The following is a 16,718-nucleotide window of genomic DNA, read 5'->3' on the forward strand; positions in this document are numbered from 1 at the left end:
ACGCGTCTTTAGCCGATCCTGCTTATGATTTCTTTTATAATCCGGGAGCGTGGAAACCAGAGCAGGAAGCGGGCTATCGGTCCAGCTGCGTCACCGCCTGATGCAGCTGACTAAGGCAGTTGATGCGGGCATCATAAAATGCCGGTGCTTTCTCTGATGACTTCACCTGTACCCAGAGCGTTCTCATGCCCATTCGGTAAGCCCCCTCAATATCATGCTCCGGGTTATCTCCCACAAAGAGTATCTCCTGAGGCGTGCATTTCAGGTGATCCAACACCGCCTGGAAAGCCCCTGCGTCAGGTTTCGCAACGGAAAGTCCTTCGGCACTAAAAGCAAAATCAAACCATTCAGCCAGGGGCGTCTGAAATACATCCGCATTACCATTGCTTAATGCACCAATGATGTAGTTCCGCTTTAAGCCCTCCAGAGCTTCGAACGCATAGGGAAAGGGCTCAACTCTGTTACGAAAACGCCAGAAAACGGCAAAAGCTTGTTCCGTCAACTCTGCAGCTTCTTCGGCCTCATAGCCGGATAGCCGTAAACACTCATCCATTGCCCGCATTCTTGAACGGGTAACAAAATGAGTCAGCTCAGGATGGCGATGGGCCAGGCTCATACGATAACCGCGCAATTCGCGCTCCGTGAAGCGGGCTGTCAGTTTCGGTGCATGCTGATTCAACCATTGATAGTGCGCTTTCTCAGCCCGAATAATCACAGGGCTGACATCCCAAAGAGTATCATCCAGGTCGAAAACAACCGCTTTTATGCTCATCTTCAGTATTTACCCTTCATTATTTTGATTCTTTTTGCGTCGTGCTCTGGGATGCGCTTTATCGTAAACCTGCGCCAGATGCTGATAATCCAGCCGGGTATAAATCTGTGTGCTGCTGATATCGGCATGACCGAGCAGCTCCTGCACGCCGCGCAGGTCGCCACTGGATTCCAGAAGATGACTCGCATAAGAGTGCCTCAGACGGTGCGGGTGCAGGCGATCCGTTATTCCTGCCTCCTGCCCGGCTTTTGCAACCCGCTGCTGAACGGCTGCGGGTGTGATACGACAACCTCTCTGACTGATAAAAACCGCAACTTCCTGATCATCCTTTAACCACTGGCTTCTGACCGACAACCACGCTTTCAGCGCCACAGCCGCCTTCCGGCCTAATGGAGAAAAACGCTCTTTACGGCCTTTACCCATCACCCGAAGCTGCTGCTGGGCAAAGTCCACAGCATTGAGATCCAGAGAAACCAGCTCCGCCAGCCGCAAACCACAACCATAAAGAAGTTCAAGTATCGCCTGATCCCGCACCGCAATCACAGACGCGCCGCCCTCTTTTGCTCCTCTGGGCTGATCCAAAAGCCCTTGTAGCTGATCAATATCCACAGGCTTAGGCAATAGCTGCCCGGCTTTGGGGGCCCGCAGACCATCCGCTGGATTGATACTTAAAAGGCGCTCTTGCTGTAAAAAATTCAGAAAACTTCTGATGCTGGAGAGGTGTCGCTGAATAGAGCGCGGGCTCAACCCCTGCTGATGACGGCAAGCCAGGTAATGCCGTATCTGTTTACGGCTCAGGGAACCCCATTCAGGCTGAAAGCCAGTATCCAGAAGATGCCTGAGGAACTGCTCAAGATCACGTCGGTAGTTATTCAGGGTATGGGCTGAACCCTGTTGCCGGGCAAGACCAGCCAGAAACTGTTCAAGCAGAGGGTCAGTGACGGGTGTCTCGCTATCCATCCGTGCAACTGCCCTGAATATTAACGCAGATGATGCAGCAAACGGGCGACAACATCAGCAACATAAGCTGCAAATTCAGTCCCCATCTCCGACCGGAAGTAATCCGGGTTTTCACTGCCCAGCAGCAGGTAACCTTTAACATCATCCTGATTCAGAGGAATCACCGCAGCGGAGCCATCCGCAACCATACCCAGTTCAAACAGCTGCTCCAGCTGTTCAGCGGAGACCTGGCCACAAAACGTCCGGTTGTTCTGTAGCAGGGCCTGAATCAGGGCGGTCAGACTATTATCCACTTCTGTCACAAGCTGCGAAGTATTCACCAGCTGTGACGTATTGATAGCATCAGCACTGCCTGTTCCGGTAAGAACCAGTCGGCTATGCCCTGTGCCAAAGCTGTTACGCAGCTGCTCAGAAAGCGTCGAGGCCAGATCATTCAGGTCGTCCACCTCCAGCAGCGCCAGAATCATGCGCCGCACCCGTGAGAGCTGCATATCGTTGTGGCGCGCCGTATCCAGAAGATCTTCCAGATGATCTTCACGCTCAGCCAAACGTTCACGCATCAGTGTCATCTGGCGCTCCAGAAGAGACACCGCCTGACCGCTGGGGTGTGGCAGACTTAGTTCCATCAGAAGCGCTTCATGCGTCTGGAAAAAATCCGGATTTTTTTTCAGATATTCAGCAACCGCCTGGGCATCAGCCTCACTTTTGGAGAGTGTCATAGGTAGATTTGTCCTTCAAAAACCCGTGCCGTAGGGCCGGTCATCATGACAGGTTTGCCCTCACCGGCCCATTGGATTTTCAGTGTACCACCGGGAAGATGCACATCTACCACTTCGTCGAGCAACCCTTGCAGACGCCCTGCAACAACCGCGGCACAGGCACCGGTTCCGCAGGCCAGTGTTTCCCCTGCGCCCCGTTCATGAACCCTTAACCGGACTTCATTGCGGCTAACCACCTGCATAAAGCCAACATTCACCCGATTAGGAAAACGTTCGTGATTTTCAATTTTAGGGCCAAGGCTATCAACCGGAGCATTATCCACATCATCCACGAGTAAAACACCATGGGGGTTACCCATAGAAACCGCACCAATCGAAAAGGCGTCACCCTCAACCTCAAGCAGATATTTCTCCTGCTGCTGATCAGCGATAAAAGGGATCGACTCAGGAAGCAGGTGCGGCACCCCCATATCAACAGTGACACCATCATCTGTCAGATTCAGCTGGATATTACCGCCGCGGGTTTCTACATTGATGGTCTTTTTGCTGGTCAGGCGTTTATCGTAAACAAAACGGGCAAAGCAACGGGCACCGTTACCGCACTGCTCCACTTCGCTGCCATCGGCATTAAAAATACGATATTTAAAATCCATATCCGGATCTGTCGGCGGTTCAACAATCAGCAACTGATCAAAGCCGATACCAAAGTTGCGATCCGCCAGTTCACGAACCTGATCAGGGAAAATCTTCGCCCGTTGCGAGACAAGGTCAACCACCATAAAGTCATTGCCCAGCCCATGCATCTTGGTAAATTTTAAAAGCATATTTAACCTATTCGTTGCCCCTGACTACGGCAAGGGGTGACTACGGGGTAGCTTAGTCGACATAAGCGTTCCCACGCAGAATGTGGGAACGAGGCTAACGATATTATGAATCAGGCCGGGAGTACCGTTTCACCAGCAATTTGCTGCTCAAAGGTTTCCCGGCGGCGTACCAGAAAACTTTGCTCACCATCCACCATCACTTCTGCAGCACGATTACGGCTATTGTAGTTGGAGGACATGGCAAAACCATAAGCACCCGCAGAGCGAACCGCCAGCAGATCACCCTGCATCAGGGCAAGTTCACGATCTTTACCGATAAAATCACCGGTTTCACAGATTGGGCCAACCAGATCGTAATTGGATGTTTTAGCATCTGCTCCAGGCTGCACTACCGGGATGATATTCTGCCAGGCACTGTACAGTGACGGGCGCAACAGATCATTCATAGCCGCATCGACAATGGCAAAATCTTTCGCTTCCGTTGGTTTCAGGTACTCCACCCGGGTCACCAAAATACCGGCATTGGCCGCAATAGAGCGCCCCGGCTCCATAATCAACATCAGATCGCTGTCACCCAAACGCTCCAGAACCTTTGTCGCGTACTCGCTTGGCTCCGGCGGGGTCTCATCGTCATAGCGCACGCCCAGGCCACCACCCAGATCCAGGTGTTTAATATGGATGCCCTGCTCAGCCAGCTTAGCGATCAGATCTAACAGACGATCTAATGCATCCAGGAAAGGCGCGCTCTGGGTCAACTGAGAACCAATATGGCAATCAACACCCTCCACTTTCAGGTTTGGCAAGCCAGCGGCCTTCAGATAAACAGCCTCAGCGCGCTCGATGGAGATGCCGAATTTATTCTCTTTCAGACCGGTGGAAATATACGGGTGTGTCTGAGCATCCACATCAGGGTTAACCCTCAGGGAAACGCTCGCCTGCAGTCCCATGGATTCGGCAACATCGTTCAGACGATCCAGCTCCGCTTCAGATTCCACATTGAAACATTTAATGCCTACCTGCAAAGCCCGACGCATCTCATGGGCTTGCTTACCCACACCAGAGAAGATCACCTTTGAAGGATCACCACCGGCAGTCAGAACACGCTCCAGCTCACCAACCGAAACAATATCAAAGCCAGCACCCAGACGGGCCAGCACGTTCAGTACTGCAAGATTTGAGTTGGCTTTTACCGCATAGCAGATCAGGTGCGGCTGCCCCGCCAGAGCCTCATCATAAGCACGGTAGTGGCGCTCAAGGGTCGCGCGGGAATAGACATAAAGCGGAGTACCATACTGCTCCGCCAGCTGGTTAACAGCGACATCTTCTGCAAACAGGGTATCACCCTGATAGTTAAAAAAATCCATAACGGTCTCACCGAAGTGGGTATCTGCCCGCAGCAAATACCGAAAATTTGAACTGTGCCGGATGCAGTCAAACCAGCATCCGGCACAATATAAGTTTTATCGGGTCTGTGTCTTATTGGCAGCAGCTTCATCCGGCAGATAAAGCGGGCCTTTCTGTCCACAACCTGCAAGAGCCAATGTCAGCAGACACAGGCTCAGAACCGCTTTAAAACGACACATCATCAACGACGGGCCGCCAGTGCTTCGTGGCCGCGTTTAACCGCCGCACGCACCTGATCAGGAGCAGTACCACCGATATGGTTGCGGGCACTGACAGAACCTTCCAGCGTCAGAACGTCAAAGACGTCTTCGGTGATGGTATCAGAGAATTGCTGCAGCTCTTCAAGGGTCATCTCACCCAGGTCTTTACCGGTTTCGATGCCGTAGGCCACAGACTTACCGACAATCTCATGGGAATCACGAAAAGCGATACCCTTACGCACCAGATAATCCGCCAGATCCGTTGCCGTGGAGAAGCCACGCAGCGCCGCTTCACGCATCTCTTGTTTACGGGACTCAATGGCCGGAATCATATCGGCAAAGGCGCGCAGCGAACCCTGCAGTGTGTCCACTACATCAAAGATCGGCTCTTTATCTTCCTGATTGTCTTTGTTGTACGCCAGCGGCTGAGACTTCATCAGCGTCAGCAGGGAGAACAGATGACCAAAAACGCGACCACTCTTACCTCGCACCAGCTCCGGCACATCCGGGTTTTTCTTCTGAGGCATAATAGAAGAACCGGTGCAGAACCGATCCGGCAGATTGATAAAGTTAAACTGCGCTGAAGTCCACAGCACCAGTTCTTCCGACATACGGGACAGGTGCATCATAATCAGGCTTGCCGCTGAAGAGAATTCAATGGCAAAATCACGATCGGAGACAGAATCCAGCGAGTTCTCTGTCGGACGTTCAAAACCCAGCAGTTCAGCGGTCATATGGCGGTCGATCGGATAGGTCGTACCCGCCAGAGCCGCAGCACCCAAAGGCAAAATATTGATCCGTTTACGGCAATCCTGCAGACGCTCATAGTCACGATGCAGCATCTCAAACCACGCCATCAGGTGATGACCAAATGTCACCGGCTGTGCTGTTTGCAGATGAGTAAAGCCCGGCATAATAGTGTCGGCTTCTTTTTCAGCCAGACCCAGAAGACCTTCCTGCAGGCGGTTCAGCTCAGCACTGATAACATCGATCTCATCACGCAGGTAAAGACGAATATCAGTGGCTACCTGATCGTTACGGGAGCGGCCCGTATGCAGTTTTTTTCCGGTAATACCGATCTTTTGCGTTAAGCGAGCCTCGATGTTCATGTGTACATCTTCCAGCTCCACAGACCATTGGAATTCACCGTTGGCGATCTCTTCACGGATCTCAGTCAGCCCCTGAATAATCTGTGCACACTCTTCTTCCGTCAGCACACCAACCTTAGTCAGCATTTTCGCGTGGGCGACAGAGCCCTGAATATCCTGATTCGCCATACGCTGGTCAAAATCAACGGACGCGGTAAAACGTGCTACAAAAGCATCCGTAGGTTCATTGAAGCGGCCGCCCCATTGCTGGTTCGTTGTCTGTGTCGTGCTCTCTTGCTTAACGCTCATTATCATTCCTCATACCGGAGACTCAGTCTGTAGTGTCTGAAGCACTGGCCGGGTAATCACCAGCGCGCCTTAACAGACCACAGAGATAAGCTAACTTTTGTCAGCATTATAAACAGATAGCGCTGCACCTTCATTTAATTCCATGATTCAAATGCTATAAAATTTGCTAAGGTGCTGTTCTGAATGAATTTGGAGTAATAGTGGTGAAAATTGAAAACCTGCGAATCGAAAATTTCAGACGCTTTGAGTCGCTGGAGATCGACTTTCATCCTGAACTCACAGTGATTATTGCCCAGAACGGGCAGGGCAAGACCTCACTATTGGACGCCTGCAGTATCGCTTTGGGCACGTTTGTTGGCGCATTTGATTTTGGCAGATCCAAACACATTGAAGTCAAAGACGCTCGTTATAAGCGGCTGCCGAACAGTGTTAATAATGAACAACAGTTCCCTGTAAAAGTTAGTGCCACCTATACTGATCCCGCCCTCAAAATCAGCCGACAACTGAATGGTCTAAAAAGTCGAACAACGGTCAAAGATGCAGAATCTCTAACTCATCACGGCAAACAGCTAGGGGAGAAAGTAAGAGAGCTCGAACAGGCAACATTACCTGTTATGGCTTATTTCGGTGCGGGTCGTCTTTGGATTACGCACAAAAACGCCAGTCGTAAATCGGTTTTATCAACCAGTCGCACCATGGGTTATGAGGATTGCCTTTCATCTGCATCAAACTTCAAACAAATGCAGCAATGGATGATGAAAGCAACATACGCTGCTCTTCAGCAACGAGAGATGGGCGGTTATGAAACTTACAATCTGTCCAGTCAGCTGACAGCAGTAAAAAACACCGTCGACAAGATACTTGAAACCGCTGGTTGGAGTAACTTTCACTACAGCATGAGCCACGAAGAATTGGCGATGCAACATGAAGAACTAGGGATACTGCCCGTTAGTATGCTTAGTGATGGCGTCCGCGCGATGGTCTCTTTGGCGGCTGACCTCTCTTGGAGGTGTGTAAAGCTTAATCCGCATTTGGGAGTAGGTGCTCCACTGCAGACAGAGGGCATTGTGATGCTGGATGAAGTGGATATGCACCTGCATCCAGAGTGGCAGCAAACCGTTATCCATTCACTGAGAACCGCCTTCCCAAAAGTGCAGTTTATTGTTACTACGCACAGCCCGCAGGTGCTTTCAACGGTACCTAAAGAGTGTATTCGCCTGATCGGCAACAATGCCGCCGGACAAACTATCGCCTCTGAACCTTTGGCATTTTCTTATGGCGAACCCAGTGGCGATATTCTGCAATCCATTATGCAGGTTGATCCACAACCGCCAGTGCCAGAAAAAAAGATGCTGGATGAATTAACCTCACTGGTTGATCAGGGCGAATATAAGAGCCCTAGAGCAGATGAGCTACTCGAAGAACTCAGCGCTCGACTTAATGAGCGCCACCCTCAACTGGGAAAAATCCGCAGAAGCATCAGACGTCAGGAGGCTCTTAACGGATGAGACGCATCACAAAAGGATCTTGTGGCCCCTATGCATTAGAAAAAGCCAATCAAACACCGCCGACAACAGACCAAGAAGCACAAAGCCGCTGGGGTTCATTTGGTCACAAATCAGCCTTGAACGATTTGCTGATGAATGAACAATATGGGCTATGCGCCTACTCTGAGATCAATCTTGAACATCATCATCTAGGCGTGCATATTGAGCATATTCAGCCCAAAAGCCGCTTTCCCAAAAGAACGTTTGACTACCAAAACTTAGTACTGAGCGCTCTAGCAATCTCCGATTTAAAGGCTATGGATAAAGCTTCGATTTTTGGCGGCCATCACAAAGGTAGTGAGTTCGACCCAGCACTCTTTATCTCCGGCCTGATAGATAACAGCGCCGATTACTTTACCTATCTTTCCAACGGCTATATTGAGCCAAAACGTACGTTGTCAGAACGCGATAAAGAAAAGGCTCAATACACTATTAACCTTCTGAATCTCAACAGCCCCTATCTTCTTGCCGAGCGCAGACGTTGGCTAGATGAGTTGGATACCTTGATTGATGAGCATATCGATCAGAGGCTTTCCATTGAAAACTTAGCCGCGATTTATCTCTTACCCAGAAACCAAAGGCTGGACTCCTTTTTTACCGCTAACCGCCAACGGTTTATGAAAATAGGAGACCAATTAATCACACAGGAAGCACCTGAACTCTACCCGTGATCTACCGGCCTATAGTCCCTAATCTCTCTTACCTCTGGTAGAATCGAATCAATACAAATTTCAGGGGCAAAGCCCAAACCCATTTATTAGAGTTTCTATCTCCATGAGTCAGCAAGTTATCCGTATCGCAACCCGTAAAAGCCCCCTGGCCATGTGGCAGGCGGAACACATTCAGGCCCGCCTTGAGGCGCTTCACCCGGAGCTGACAGTGGAGCTGGTGCCGATGAGCACCCAGGGTGATAAAATTCTGGATACACCTTTGGCAAAAATTGGCGGCAAGGGCTTATTTGTAAAAGAGCTTGAGCTGGCCATGAGTGAAGGCCGGGCGGATATCGCGGTACACTCCATGAAAGATGTCCCTATGGTGCTGCCAAAGGGCTTTGCGCTGCCGGTGATCTGCGAACGTCACGCACCGACAGATGCTTTTGTTTCCAATAAATACGCCAGCTTTGATGATCTGCCTCAGGGAGCCATTCTGGGTACATCCAGCCTGCGCCGTGAGCTGCAAGCCCGCGCCAATCGTCCGGATCTGGATGTCAGAAGCCTGCGTGGTAACATCCAGACCCGTATGGGTAAAATGGATGCTGGCGAATATGATGCCATACTGCTGGCCACTTCTGGTCTGCAGCGCATGGAGCTGGACGAGCGCATCCGCCATGAGATGACACCGGAGATGAGCCTGCCCGCAGTGGGTCAGGGTGCCCTGGGTATCGAAACCCGTGAGGGTGATGCCGAGATCATCAAACTGCTGGAACCACTGAAACACGAAGACACCTGGAACACCGTTCGCGCTGAGCGCGCCATGAACTGCCATCTTGAAGGAGGTTGCCAGGTTCCTATCGGCGGTTATGCCGTGCTGGTAGATAACGGTGAAAATATCCACCTGCGGGCATTAGTCGGAGAGCCCGATGGCACCGTATTACTGCGCGCTGAGAAAACCGGCCCGGTTTCTGACCCGGAAGCACTGGGCGTCGCCGTCGCCGAAATGCTGATTGAACAGGGTGCAAAAGAGATTCTGGACAAGGTTTACAACCGAACCTAAAGCAGCCGCGCCTGATTCAACGGCCTACTGAATATTCCCGGCCAGCCTCTTCTCTGGCCGGGTTTTAACCTGAGCATCCTGACCCAATCAATATTTCGCGCCGCAAGGACTGACAGCACCCCATGAACAGCCAACGCTTGTTAAGGCACTCGGACCAGAAACCCCTCAAGATCGCGGTTACCCGCCCCAAGGGGCAGGAAGCGTTATTGATGCAGGAGCTGGAAGCAGCCGGTGCTGAGCCTTACCATATCCCACTGTTAGCGATAGAGGCTCTGGAAGAAACCCCGGCAGACCGCAGCACGCTGCTGGATCTGGATCTTTACAGTAAAGTGATCTGTGTTAGCCCGGTGACGGCCAACCTGTTTCTGGATCGACTGGACCAGTACTGGCCGCAGCCACCCGTCAAAGTTCTCTGGGTCACGCCCGGCGCGGGCACTGCCGCGATTCTGGACGATTACGGCCTGCCCGTGGTCTACCCTGAACAAGGGGATAACAGCGAGGCGATGCTGACGCTTCCTGCCTTGACCAACGTCACCGGAGAGAAGATTCTCCTCTGCAAAGGTGAAGGCGGACGCCCATTACTAAAAAGTACACTGGAAGAGCGGGGTGCTCAGGTTAAGGAACTTTTTTTCTATAAACGGGTTTGTCCGTCTATTATGAGCGCTGAACGTGAGCTGCTTCAGTCTGAGTATTTTGATGCCATCCTGATCAGCAGTCTGGACGCCCTGAGCCATTTAGTTCATTTAGCCGGAGCCGAGCCCGGCCTGTTTAATACCCTTTTACTGGTTTCCAGCCCCCGCCTGAGACAAGAAGCCCGTACAATGGGCTTCAAAAAAATCATCCAGGCAAAAGGAGCCGGTGGTCCATGGCAACAGGCCGCCCTGGAATCCATAGCCAGTCAACGCTAAGCACGAGGCGATGCAATGAGCGATAAAGAGAATAAAACCACGGACACAACAGCGGCCGACCAGCCCTCTAATGACTCGCCCGAGCAAGAAGTCTCTACGGAGCAGGGCCCTGGCTTTGTTATGGTCGGTGAAAGCACCTCTGAGTCTGCAATGGATGAAGAAGCGGTTAAAGCTGCAGATAAAGCGAAAAGCTCTGAAAGACACACAACCTCAGAGAGCGCTAAAGATGCAAAAGCCAAATCAGCTCCTGTAGATGGCACAGCTTCCGATACGGCAAAGCCGGCTTCAGCAGAAAAAACCACCGCCAGCAAAAAACCAGAAATATCCTCAGCAAAACCTCGGGCGGAAGCCGGGACATCAGACAAAAAAGGCTCTGTCATTGCTCTTAGCGCCCTGATTATTGCCCTGGGAGCTGCCGGTCTGGCGGGTTATACCTTCTGGCAGCAGCAGGAAAAAACCGCGCAGGCACTAACCCAACTAAGCGAGCGTAACAACCAGCTGGAAGCTCAGTTGCAACGCCAGGTTCAGAGCCTGAACAGCCTTCAGCCACTTCCCGTCACAACCCAGCAACTGGAAGCGCAAAGCCGTAGCCTGCAAGAAAAGCAGAAGCAGCAGCAACAACATCTTCAGGAACTTGCTGGTGCCTTTGCCAGCAGCCAGGGGCCAAAGCCTTCTGACTGGCTACAGGCAGAAGCGGAATATCTCTTACGTCTGGCAAACCATCGCCTGCAACTGGAAGGAGACCTGACCGGCGCCAAAACACTCTTGGCCAGCGCCGATGAACGCCTTGCCAAAGCCGATAACCCGGCACTGTTTGCTGTTCGTCAGGCGATTGCCAATGAGCTGGCAGCACTTAACAGCATCTACACACTGGACCAAAGCGGACTCTATTTCAAACTCAGCGCTCTGGAAACTCAGATCCAACAGCTTCCTCTGCCAATGGACCCTGAAAGCCGCAGTGCATTTCATCAGACTCAACTGGAAGAGAATCAGGAGCAGAATATCTGGCAAGCGCTATGGAATGAGGCCAAAACACTGATTGTTGTGCGGCATCGTGATGAAAAAATCACTCCTCTGCTTCCTCCTGAAGAGAGCCTCTACCTGCGCCATAATCTACGTCTGACCCTGCAGCAAGCCCAGATCGCCCTGCTAAAAGAAGAGCAGGCACTGTTCAGTGCCCTGATCAAACAAGCGATAGACTGGGTAAGCACTCATTTCGACCAGAGCGCCACCCAAACACAAAGTGTATTAAGCACTCTGAAAGCATTTTCCGAACAGAGTATTCGTCAGCAACGCCCGGATATATCAGCATCACTAAACCTCCTGCGGGACTTGCAGAAACAACGCTTCAGCAGCTCAGTTCCCGATACTGCACCAGAAAATAAAGCGCCCGAAGTGAACGGAGCTGTTAAAAACTCAACAACGGAGGCACCCAGCTCATGAAACGCCTCTACATCGCTGCAATATTAGCACTGGCTGGCGGCATGTTTGCCGGTCTTCTGATGCAGGAAGACCCCGGATATATTCTGATCAGCTGGGGTAAAACCACCATTGAAATGTCCTTCTGGATCGGTGCACTTGTGTTCAGCTTAGCCCTTGTGGGTTTTCATCTGCTAATGCGGCTGCAATCAGGTGTTCGTCACCCCCTAAAGGCGATAAACGTTTTCTCCAGCTCAGGCAGAGATAAACGTGCCCTAAAAACCACAGTAAAAGGCCTGCTTCTGATGGCCGAAGGGCAATGGCGAAAAGCAGAACGTCTGCTAAAACGTTCCGCTCCCCGTTCAGGAGCCCCTGTCATCAACTATCTGGCGGCGGCACGGGCAGCTCACGCCCAGGGACGTTACGAGCAAAGCGACCAACTATTAAAAGAAGCACTGGAAACTACGCCCGGAGCAGAAACCGCCGTCAGCCTGTCTCAGATTGAGTTCCAGATGGAGCGCGGTCAGTACGAGCAGTGCCTCGCTCAGCTCCTGAGATTACAGAAGAAAAACCCCCGTCACCGCTGGGTGCTGAAAACCTTGCTCAAGGTTTACCAAAAGCTGGAAGACTGGCAGGGATTAAAAACGCTTTATCCACAACTGCTGAAACAGGATATCCTGACGGATGCTGAAGGTAAGCAGCTGATGATACGTCTGCACCTTGCGATGCTGGAGCAAAGCCAGAACCTCCCCCATGATGCCTGCCTGGAAACCATTCAGAAAATCTGGAAAGAACTGCCTTCTGAGCTGAAAAAAGAACAGCCTCTGTCAGAGGCATACGCCCGCGCACTTCATGAGAGTAAAGCAGACATTTTGCTTGAGCGCTTTATCACAGAGCAGCTGCGCCAGAACTGGCAGGAACACCTGGTGATTATTTATGGCCTGCTGGAAAAAGGCGATGTCCGTCAGCAAATGAACCAAGTTGAGCAATGGCTAAACAAACACAGCGATAGTGCCGCTCTTTATCTGACGGCGGGTCGCGTGGCCTTACGTAATCAACTGTGGGGCAAAGGCGCAGACTTTATGGAAGAGAGCTTCCGCCTGCAGCCTCTTGCAACGACTGCAGCAGAGCTTAGCCGACTCTATTCCGCCATGGGGCGTACAAGCAAAAGCCGTACTTATTATCGTTACTGCCTGGATCTGGCGGGCTATCACCTCCCCAGTCTACCTATGCCTAAAAACACGGTACGCTAGCGATGCAGGTCGATACAAACCAACCTCCGAGAAGGTAAATGAAAATAATTCTCAAAAAGACTTTACAGCCAAGATGATAACGAATATCATTTACTCAAGCTTAAGGATTCGCCAAATCACTAAGCCGATTTAAACCACGTTTTAACAGGTTCAGGTTCCCGTTGTTACTGGTTTATCTCCTCATCAAGCTAATCACGGTCTCGCCCGGAGAACTCCCATTCTCCGGGCATTTTTTTATCTGTACTTTTACTTTGACCCATGTCGCCGGAGCCGGGACTGTTGCGGCCACCTGACAACCCGGTCAAAGCTTTAAATGAAAATAATTCTCAAAAAGACTTTACAGCGCAGATGATAACGAATATCATTTACCCAAGCTTAAGGATTCGCCAAATCACTAAGCCGATTTAAACCACGTTTTAACAGGTTCAGGTTCCCGTTGTTACTGGTTTATCTCCTCATCAAGCTAATCACGGTCTCGCCCGGAGGACTCCCATCCCCGGGCATTTTTTTTATCTGCACTATAACCATGCTGAGCACCATAAGAAATGTGGCCGCGGCTGTACCGAAAGATATCCATAAGACATAAAAAAACAGCCGCATCAAGATGATAACGGCTGCCTTCTTTTATATATTCCGGTTTTCAGTGCTTAATCTTCTTCTGGCTTAAAATCCGTGCTTGTGCGCTTGCGGATCATGCCAAAGCCAACACTTTTACGTTCAACAGGAGCGACACGTTTTTTCACGCTCCCATCGGCAGATTTCTTCTGTTGGCGTTTCTGAGCTTTCTTCTCCTGCCCTTTTTTCTTTTCTTTCAGGGCTTTCTTTTCAGCAGCCGTTTTAGGCTTTTTCTTACCAACCGTTTTACCATTAGCACGCACATCTTTCGGGCCTTTGTATTTGCCTTCCAGACCTTTAACTTTAACTTCTTCAAAGCGAACCTGAATGTAACGCTCAATGGCAGCCTTCAGATTCCACTCATAAGAAGTGACCATAGAAACCGCCGTGCCGGTTTCACCCGCACGGCCGGTTCGGCCAATACGGTGGACATAATCGTCACCCTTGCGCGCCATATCGTAATTGATAACCAGCCCGATACCGGAAATATCCAAACCACGGGCGGCGACATCTGTCGCGACCAACACATCGATATGCCCACGGCGCATCAGATTCATCACATGATTACGCTGGTCCTGTGTCAACTCTCCATGCAGAACACCAGCACGCAGATCTTTATAGCGCAGAAAACCGCCCAACCGGTCAGCATCAACTCGCTTATTCACAAAGACCAGGGCTTTTTCATACTCACGGTCCTGCAGCAGTCGCACCGCCATGGCATCTTTGTGTTTTACACCATCGGCCAGAAGATATTGCTGGGTAATATTCTCATGCTGGTCACGTACCGTATTAACGATAACGGTTTCCGGTTCAGTCAGTACCCGGTCGGCAACATCACGAATACCTTTACGACTCAGGGTTGCGGAAAACAGCATGGTTTGCCGTTCTTTACGGCAAAAGTCGACAATTTTCAGCACCTCTTCGCTCAACCCCATATCTAACATGCGGTCCGCTTCATCAAGAATCAGGTATTCCAGATCATTCAGATCCAGTGAATCCTTTTCAAGATGCTCCAGGATGCGGCCTGGCGTAGCGATAATAATTTCCGGGTTTTTACGCAGCATGGCACGCTGAAACTTGAATGTCTCACCGCCAATAATCCAGGTTGCCTTGACATGAGTGAAGGCTGACAGCTCAGTAAAATGCTTATAAATCTGACGCACCAACTCACGGGTTGGCGCCAGAATCAGTGCTCTTGCACCAGAATTAGGGGCTGCGTTTTCCAGAAACTGATGCAACATCGGCAATAAAAATGCTGCTGTTTTACCGCTACCGGTTTCTGCACTGACCAACAGATCTTTTTTTTGTCATCGCCGCGGGGATCGCTTTCGACTGAACCGGAGTCGGTTCAGTAAATGACATTTTTTCCAGCGCCTTCATCAGACGTTCATGCAGGGAAAGCTCGGTAAACAAAGATTACACCTCAAAAATACTTTCAGAATCAAAGCGTTAGATCGCACAAAAACGGATCAGTATTCCGGTGAAGTTTTAACGCTTTTGATAGGAGATCAGAAGCCCGATGAAACTCGGACTCTGTTAATTACTACTTATTTCAATTGCCGTGAAGCATAGCACAGCCATCGTCTCAGGCAGATAAAAAAACAGACCACATCCATATAAAAAGCAGACTTTGTTGACGAAATCTGTACCGCCGCAGATTTCGGCGGCCAAACATCCATGACGTAAATACAGCCGATCCTGGCAGTTACCCCCGGAATCCGGATCAACCCCGCTCAAAGCCACGATTGACGGGAAGCACAGCTTACCCCATGATGACAGGCGTACTTACGTCCTTAGGGTTTATCTAACTAATTGAAATAATTACATAAAATGTAATTACCCATAGAAAATACAGTACCGCCCTACCTAATAAGACTGAAATTCATAATAATTACATAAACAGGCTCGGATTAACGGCCATCCCGCGGGCAATTTCCTGTGAAATATGTCCCTCTGCCAGCATCAGTTTCAGGCACTGATCCATAGCCTGCATACCCTGACCAGCACTGGTCTGAATGACCGAGTTTATTTGAGCGATCTTATCTTCACGAATCAAGTTACGAATCGCGGGGTTCGCTATCATAATTTCATGGGCAGCAACCCGACCACCACCCTCTTTTTTCAGCAGCACCTGAGATATCACACCCTGCAGGGACTCCGATAACATAGAGCGCACCATCGTTTTTTCCTGAGCCGGAAAAACATCAATGATGCGGTCAATCGTTTTTGCTGCTGAATGGGTATGCAGCGTACCAAACACCATATGCCCGGTTTCTGCAGCGGTCAGTGCCAGCCGAATCGTTTCCTGATCCCGCATCTCACCAACAAGGATAATATCCGGGTCTTCCCGCAGCGCAGAACGAAGTGCATCGCGGAAGGAGTGGGTATCCCGATGGACCTCACGTTGAGTAATCAGGCATTTTTTGCTTTCGTGGATAAATTCGATAGGGTCTTCAATGGTAAGTATATGCTGGCATTTACGGGCATTGATGTAATCCAGCATAGCTGCAAGAGTAGTACTTTTACCGGAACCTGTCGGGCCGGTTACCAGAACCAGTCCCCGGGGCAGCATCGCCAGTCGCTGAAAAGTCTCACCCATACCCAGTTGTTCCATTGTCAGAACAGTACTGGGGATGGTGCGAAAAACCGCACCGGCACCCCGGTTATGATTGAACGCATTAACACGAAAACGGGCGATACCGGGGACATCAAAGGAGAAATCGATCTCCAGAAATTCTTCGTAATCCCGGCGCTGCTTATCATCCATAATACTGTTCATCATCCGGTGTACATCATTATGACTCAGAGCAGGAACACTGATGCGACGCATATCGCCATCGCTGCGTATCATGGGCGGCATGCCGGAGGAAAGGTGCAGGTCCGAGGCACCTTGTTTTGCACTGAAAGCCAGCAGTTCGGTAATATCCATGGCCAAAAAGATCCAAATGCGTGGGTTTGCTCTATATCCCCGTTATCATTCCAACCAC

15 protein-coding genes are annotated in these 16,718 nt (G+C 50.6%); 6 read left to right on the forward strand and 9 right to left on the reverse strand.

Annotated features, from left to right (window positions below; all coding sequences use genetic code 11):
- Positions 1-73: 73 nt before the first annotated feature.
- The 7 genes from BTA35_RS09885 to argH form a co-directional block, all read right to left on the reverse strand.
- Positions 74-772, reverse strand: a complete 699-nt coding sequence (locus tag BTA35_RS09885) for an HAD family hydrolase (RefSeq protein ID WP_078319639.1) — start codon at positions 770-772, stop codon at positions 74-76.
- A gap of 9 nt (positions 773-781) precedes the next feature.
- A complete protein-coding gene (xerC, locus tag BTA35_RS09890) occupies positions 782-1,732 on the reverse strand; it encodes a tyrosine recombinase XerC (protein ID WP_078319640.1) in 951 nt (316 codons plus the stop codon).
- Positions 1,733-1,752: 20 nt separating this feature from the next.
- Positions 1,753-2,451, reverse strand: coding sequence for a DUF484 family protein (locus BTA35_RS09895; protein WP_078319641.1), 699 nt, complete (start codon positions 2,449-2,451; stop codon positions 1,753-1,755).
- Positions 2,448-3,275, reverse strand: coding sequence for a diaminopimelate epimerase (dapF, locus tag BTA35_RS09900; protein WP_078319642.1), 828 nt, complete (start codon positions 3,273-3,275; stop codon positions 2,448-2,450). Before dapF ends, BTA35_RS09895 begins: the two co-directional genes overlap by 4 nt.
- Before the next feature lie 110 nt (positions 3,276-3,385).
- Positions 3,386-4,639 (reverse strand): diaminopimelate decarboxylase, encoded by a 1,254-nt coding sequence (gene lysA, locus BTA35_RS09905; RefSeq protein ID WP_078319784.1) that lies wholly within the window; start codon positions 4,637-4,639, stop codon positions 3,386-3,388.
- A gap of 96 nt (positions 4,640-4,735) precedes the next feature.
- Positions 4,736-4,858, reverse strand: a complete 123-nt coding sequence (lptM, locus tag BTA35_RS09910) for an LPS translocon maturation chaperone LptM (protein WP_103989684.1) — start codon at positions 4,856-4,858, stop codon at positions 4,736-4,738.
- 2 nt (positions 4,859-4,860) lie between these two features.
- Entirely contained in the window at positions 4,861-6,276 is a 1,416-nt protein-coding gene (argH, locus tag BTA35_RS09915) for an argininosuccinate lyase (protein ID WP_078319644.1), read from the reverse strand.
- Positions 6,277-6,479: 203 nt separating this feature from the next.
- On the opposite strand from argH, the gene BTA35_RS09920 reads away from it, so the two are divergent.
- The 6 genes from BTA35_RS09920 to BTA35_RS09945 all read left to right on the forward strand — a co-directional run bounded on the left by BTA35_RS09920 (position 6,480) and on the right by BTA35_RS09945 (position 13,116).
- Complete coding sequence (locus BTA35_RS09920) at positions 6,480-7,784, forward strand: AAA family ATPase (RefSeq protein ID WP_078319785.1); 1,305 nt, start codon at positions 6,480-6,482, stop codon at positions 7,782-7,784.
- Positions 7,781-8,494 (forward strand): retron system putative HNH endonuclease, encoded by a 714-nt coding sequence (locus BTA35_RS09925; protein WP_078319645.1) that lies wholly within the window; start codon positions 7,781-7,783, stop codon positions 8,492-8,494. Before BTA35_RS09920 ends, BTA35_RS09925 begins: the two co-directional genes overlap by 4 nt.
- 103 nt (positions 8,495-8,597) lie before the next feature.
- Positions 8,598-9,536: a hydroxymethylbilane synthase gene (hemC, locus tag BTA35_RS09930; protein WP_078319646.1), complete on the forward strand. Its 939-nt coding sequence runs from the start codon at positions 8,598-8,600 to the stop codon at positions 9,534-9,536.
- Positions 9,537-9,658: 122 nt separating this feature from the next.
- Positions 9,659-10,444, forward strand: a complete 786-nt coding sequence (locus BTA35_RS09935) for a uroporphyrinogen-III synthase (protein WP_078319647.1) — start codon at positions 9,659-9,661, stop codon at positions 10,442-10,444.
- A gap of 15 nt (positions 10,445-10,459) precedes the next feature.
- Positions 10,460-11,887, forward strand: a complete 1,428-nt coding sequence (locus tag BTA35_RS09940) for a uroporphyrinogen-III C-methyltransferase (RefSeq protein ID WP_078319648.1) — start codon at positions 10,460-10,462, stop codon at positions 11,885-11,887.
- Positions 11,884-13,116 (forward strand): heme biosynthesis HemY N-terminal domain-containing protein, encoded by a 1,233-nt coding sequence (locus tag BTA35_RS09945; RefSeq protein WP_078319649.1) that lies wholly within the window; start codon positions 11,884-11,886, stop codon positions 13,114-13,116. Before BTA35_RS09940 ends, BTA35_RS09945 begins: the two co-directional genes overlap by 4 nt.
- A gap of 647 nt (positions 13,117-13,763) precedes the next feature.
- Here BTA35_RS09945 and BTA35_RS09950 read toward each other — a convergent pair.
- Both BTA35_RS09950 and BTA35_RS09955 read right to left on the reverse strand, forming a co-directional pair.
- The gene (locus BTA35_RS09950) at positions 13,764-15,023 is read right to left on the reverse strand and encodes a DEAD/DEAH box helicase (RefSeq protein ID WP_238377553.1); all 1,260 of its coding nucleotides are present in this window, start codon (positions 15,021-15,023) and stop codon (positions 13,764-13,766) included.
- A 599-nt stretch (positions 15,024-15,622) separates the two neighbouring features.
- The gene (locus BTA35_RS09955; protein WP_078319650.1) at positions 15,623-16,660 is read right to left on the reverse strand and encodes a type IV pilus twitching motility protein PilT; all 1,038 of its coding nucleotides are present in this window, start codon (positions 16,658-16,660) and stop codon (positions 15,623-15,625) included.
- Positions 16,661-16,718: the final 58 nt, after the last annotated feature.

Origin of the sequence: Oceanospirillum linum (assembly GCF_001995095.2) — a bacterium.
GTDB lineage: Bacteria > Pseudomonadota > Gammaproteobacteria > Pseudomonadales > Halomonadaceae > Oceanospirillum > Oceanospirillum linum.

Bases quoted from the DNA above. Each gene is read 5' to 3' on its own strand.
- BTA35_RS09885 (WP_078319639.1), bottom strand. From the start codon at position 772: ATGAGCATAAAAGCGGTTGTTTTCGACCTGGATGATACTCTTTGGGAT.
- BTA35_RS09945 (WP_078319649.1), top strand. From the start codon at position 11,884: ATGAAACGCCTCTACATCGCTGCAATATTAGCACTGGCTGGCGGCATG.
- dapF (WP_078319642.1), bottom strand. From the start codon at position 3,275: ATGCTTTTAAAATTTACCAAGATGCATGGGCTGGGCAATGACTTTATG.
- BTA35_RS09925 (WP_078319645.1), top strand. From the start codon at position 7,781: ATGAGACGCATCACAAAAGGATCTTGTGGCCCCTATGCATTAGAAAAA.
- lysA (WP_078319784.1), bottom strand. From the start codon at position 4,639: ATGGATTTTTTTAACTATCAGGGTGATACCCTGTTTGCAGAAGATGTC.
- BTA35_RS09895 (WP_078319641.1), bottom strand. From the start codon at position 2,451: ATGACACTCTCCAAAAGTGAGGCTGATGCCCAGGCGGTTGCTGAATAT.
- BTA35_RS09955 (WP_078319650.1), bottom strand. From the start codon at position 16,660: ATGGATATTACCGAACTGCTGGCTTTCAGTGCAAAACAAGGTGCCTCG.
- BTA35_RS09940 (WP_078319648.1), top strand. From the start codon at position 10,460: ATGAGCGATAAAGAGAATAAAACCACGGACACAACAGCGGCCGACCAG.
- BTA35_RS09935 (WP_078319647.1), top strand. From the start codon at position 9,659: ATGAACAGCCAACGCTTGTTAAGGCACTCGGACCAGAAACCCCTCAAG.
- hemC (WP_078319646.1), top strand. From the start codon at position 8,598: ATGAGTCAGCAAGTTATCCGTATCGCAACCCGTAAAAGCCCCCTGGCC.
- lptM (WP_103989684.1), bottom strand. From the start codon at position 4,858: ATGTGTCGTTTTAAAGCGGTTCTGAGCCTGTGTCTGCTGACATTGGCT.
- xerC (WP_078319640.1), bottom strand. From the start codon at position 1,732: ATGGATAGCGAGACACCCGTCACTGACCCTCTGCTTGAACAGTTTCTG.
- argH (WP_078319644.1), bottom strand. From the start codon at position 6,276: ATGAGCGTTAAGCAAGAGAGCACGACACAGACAACGAACCAGCAATGG.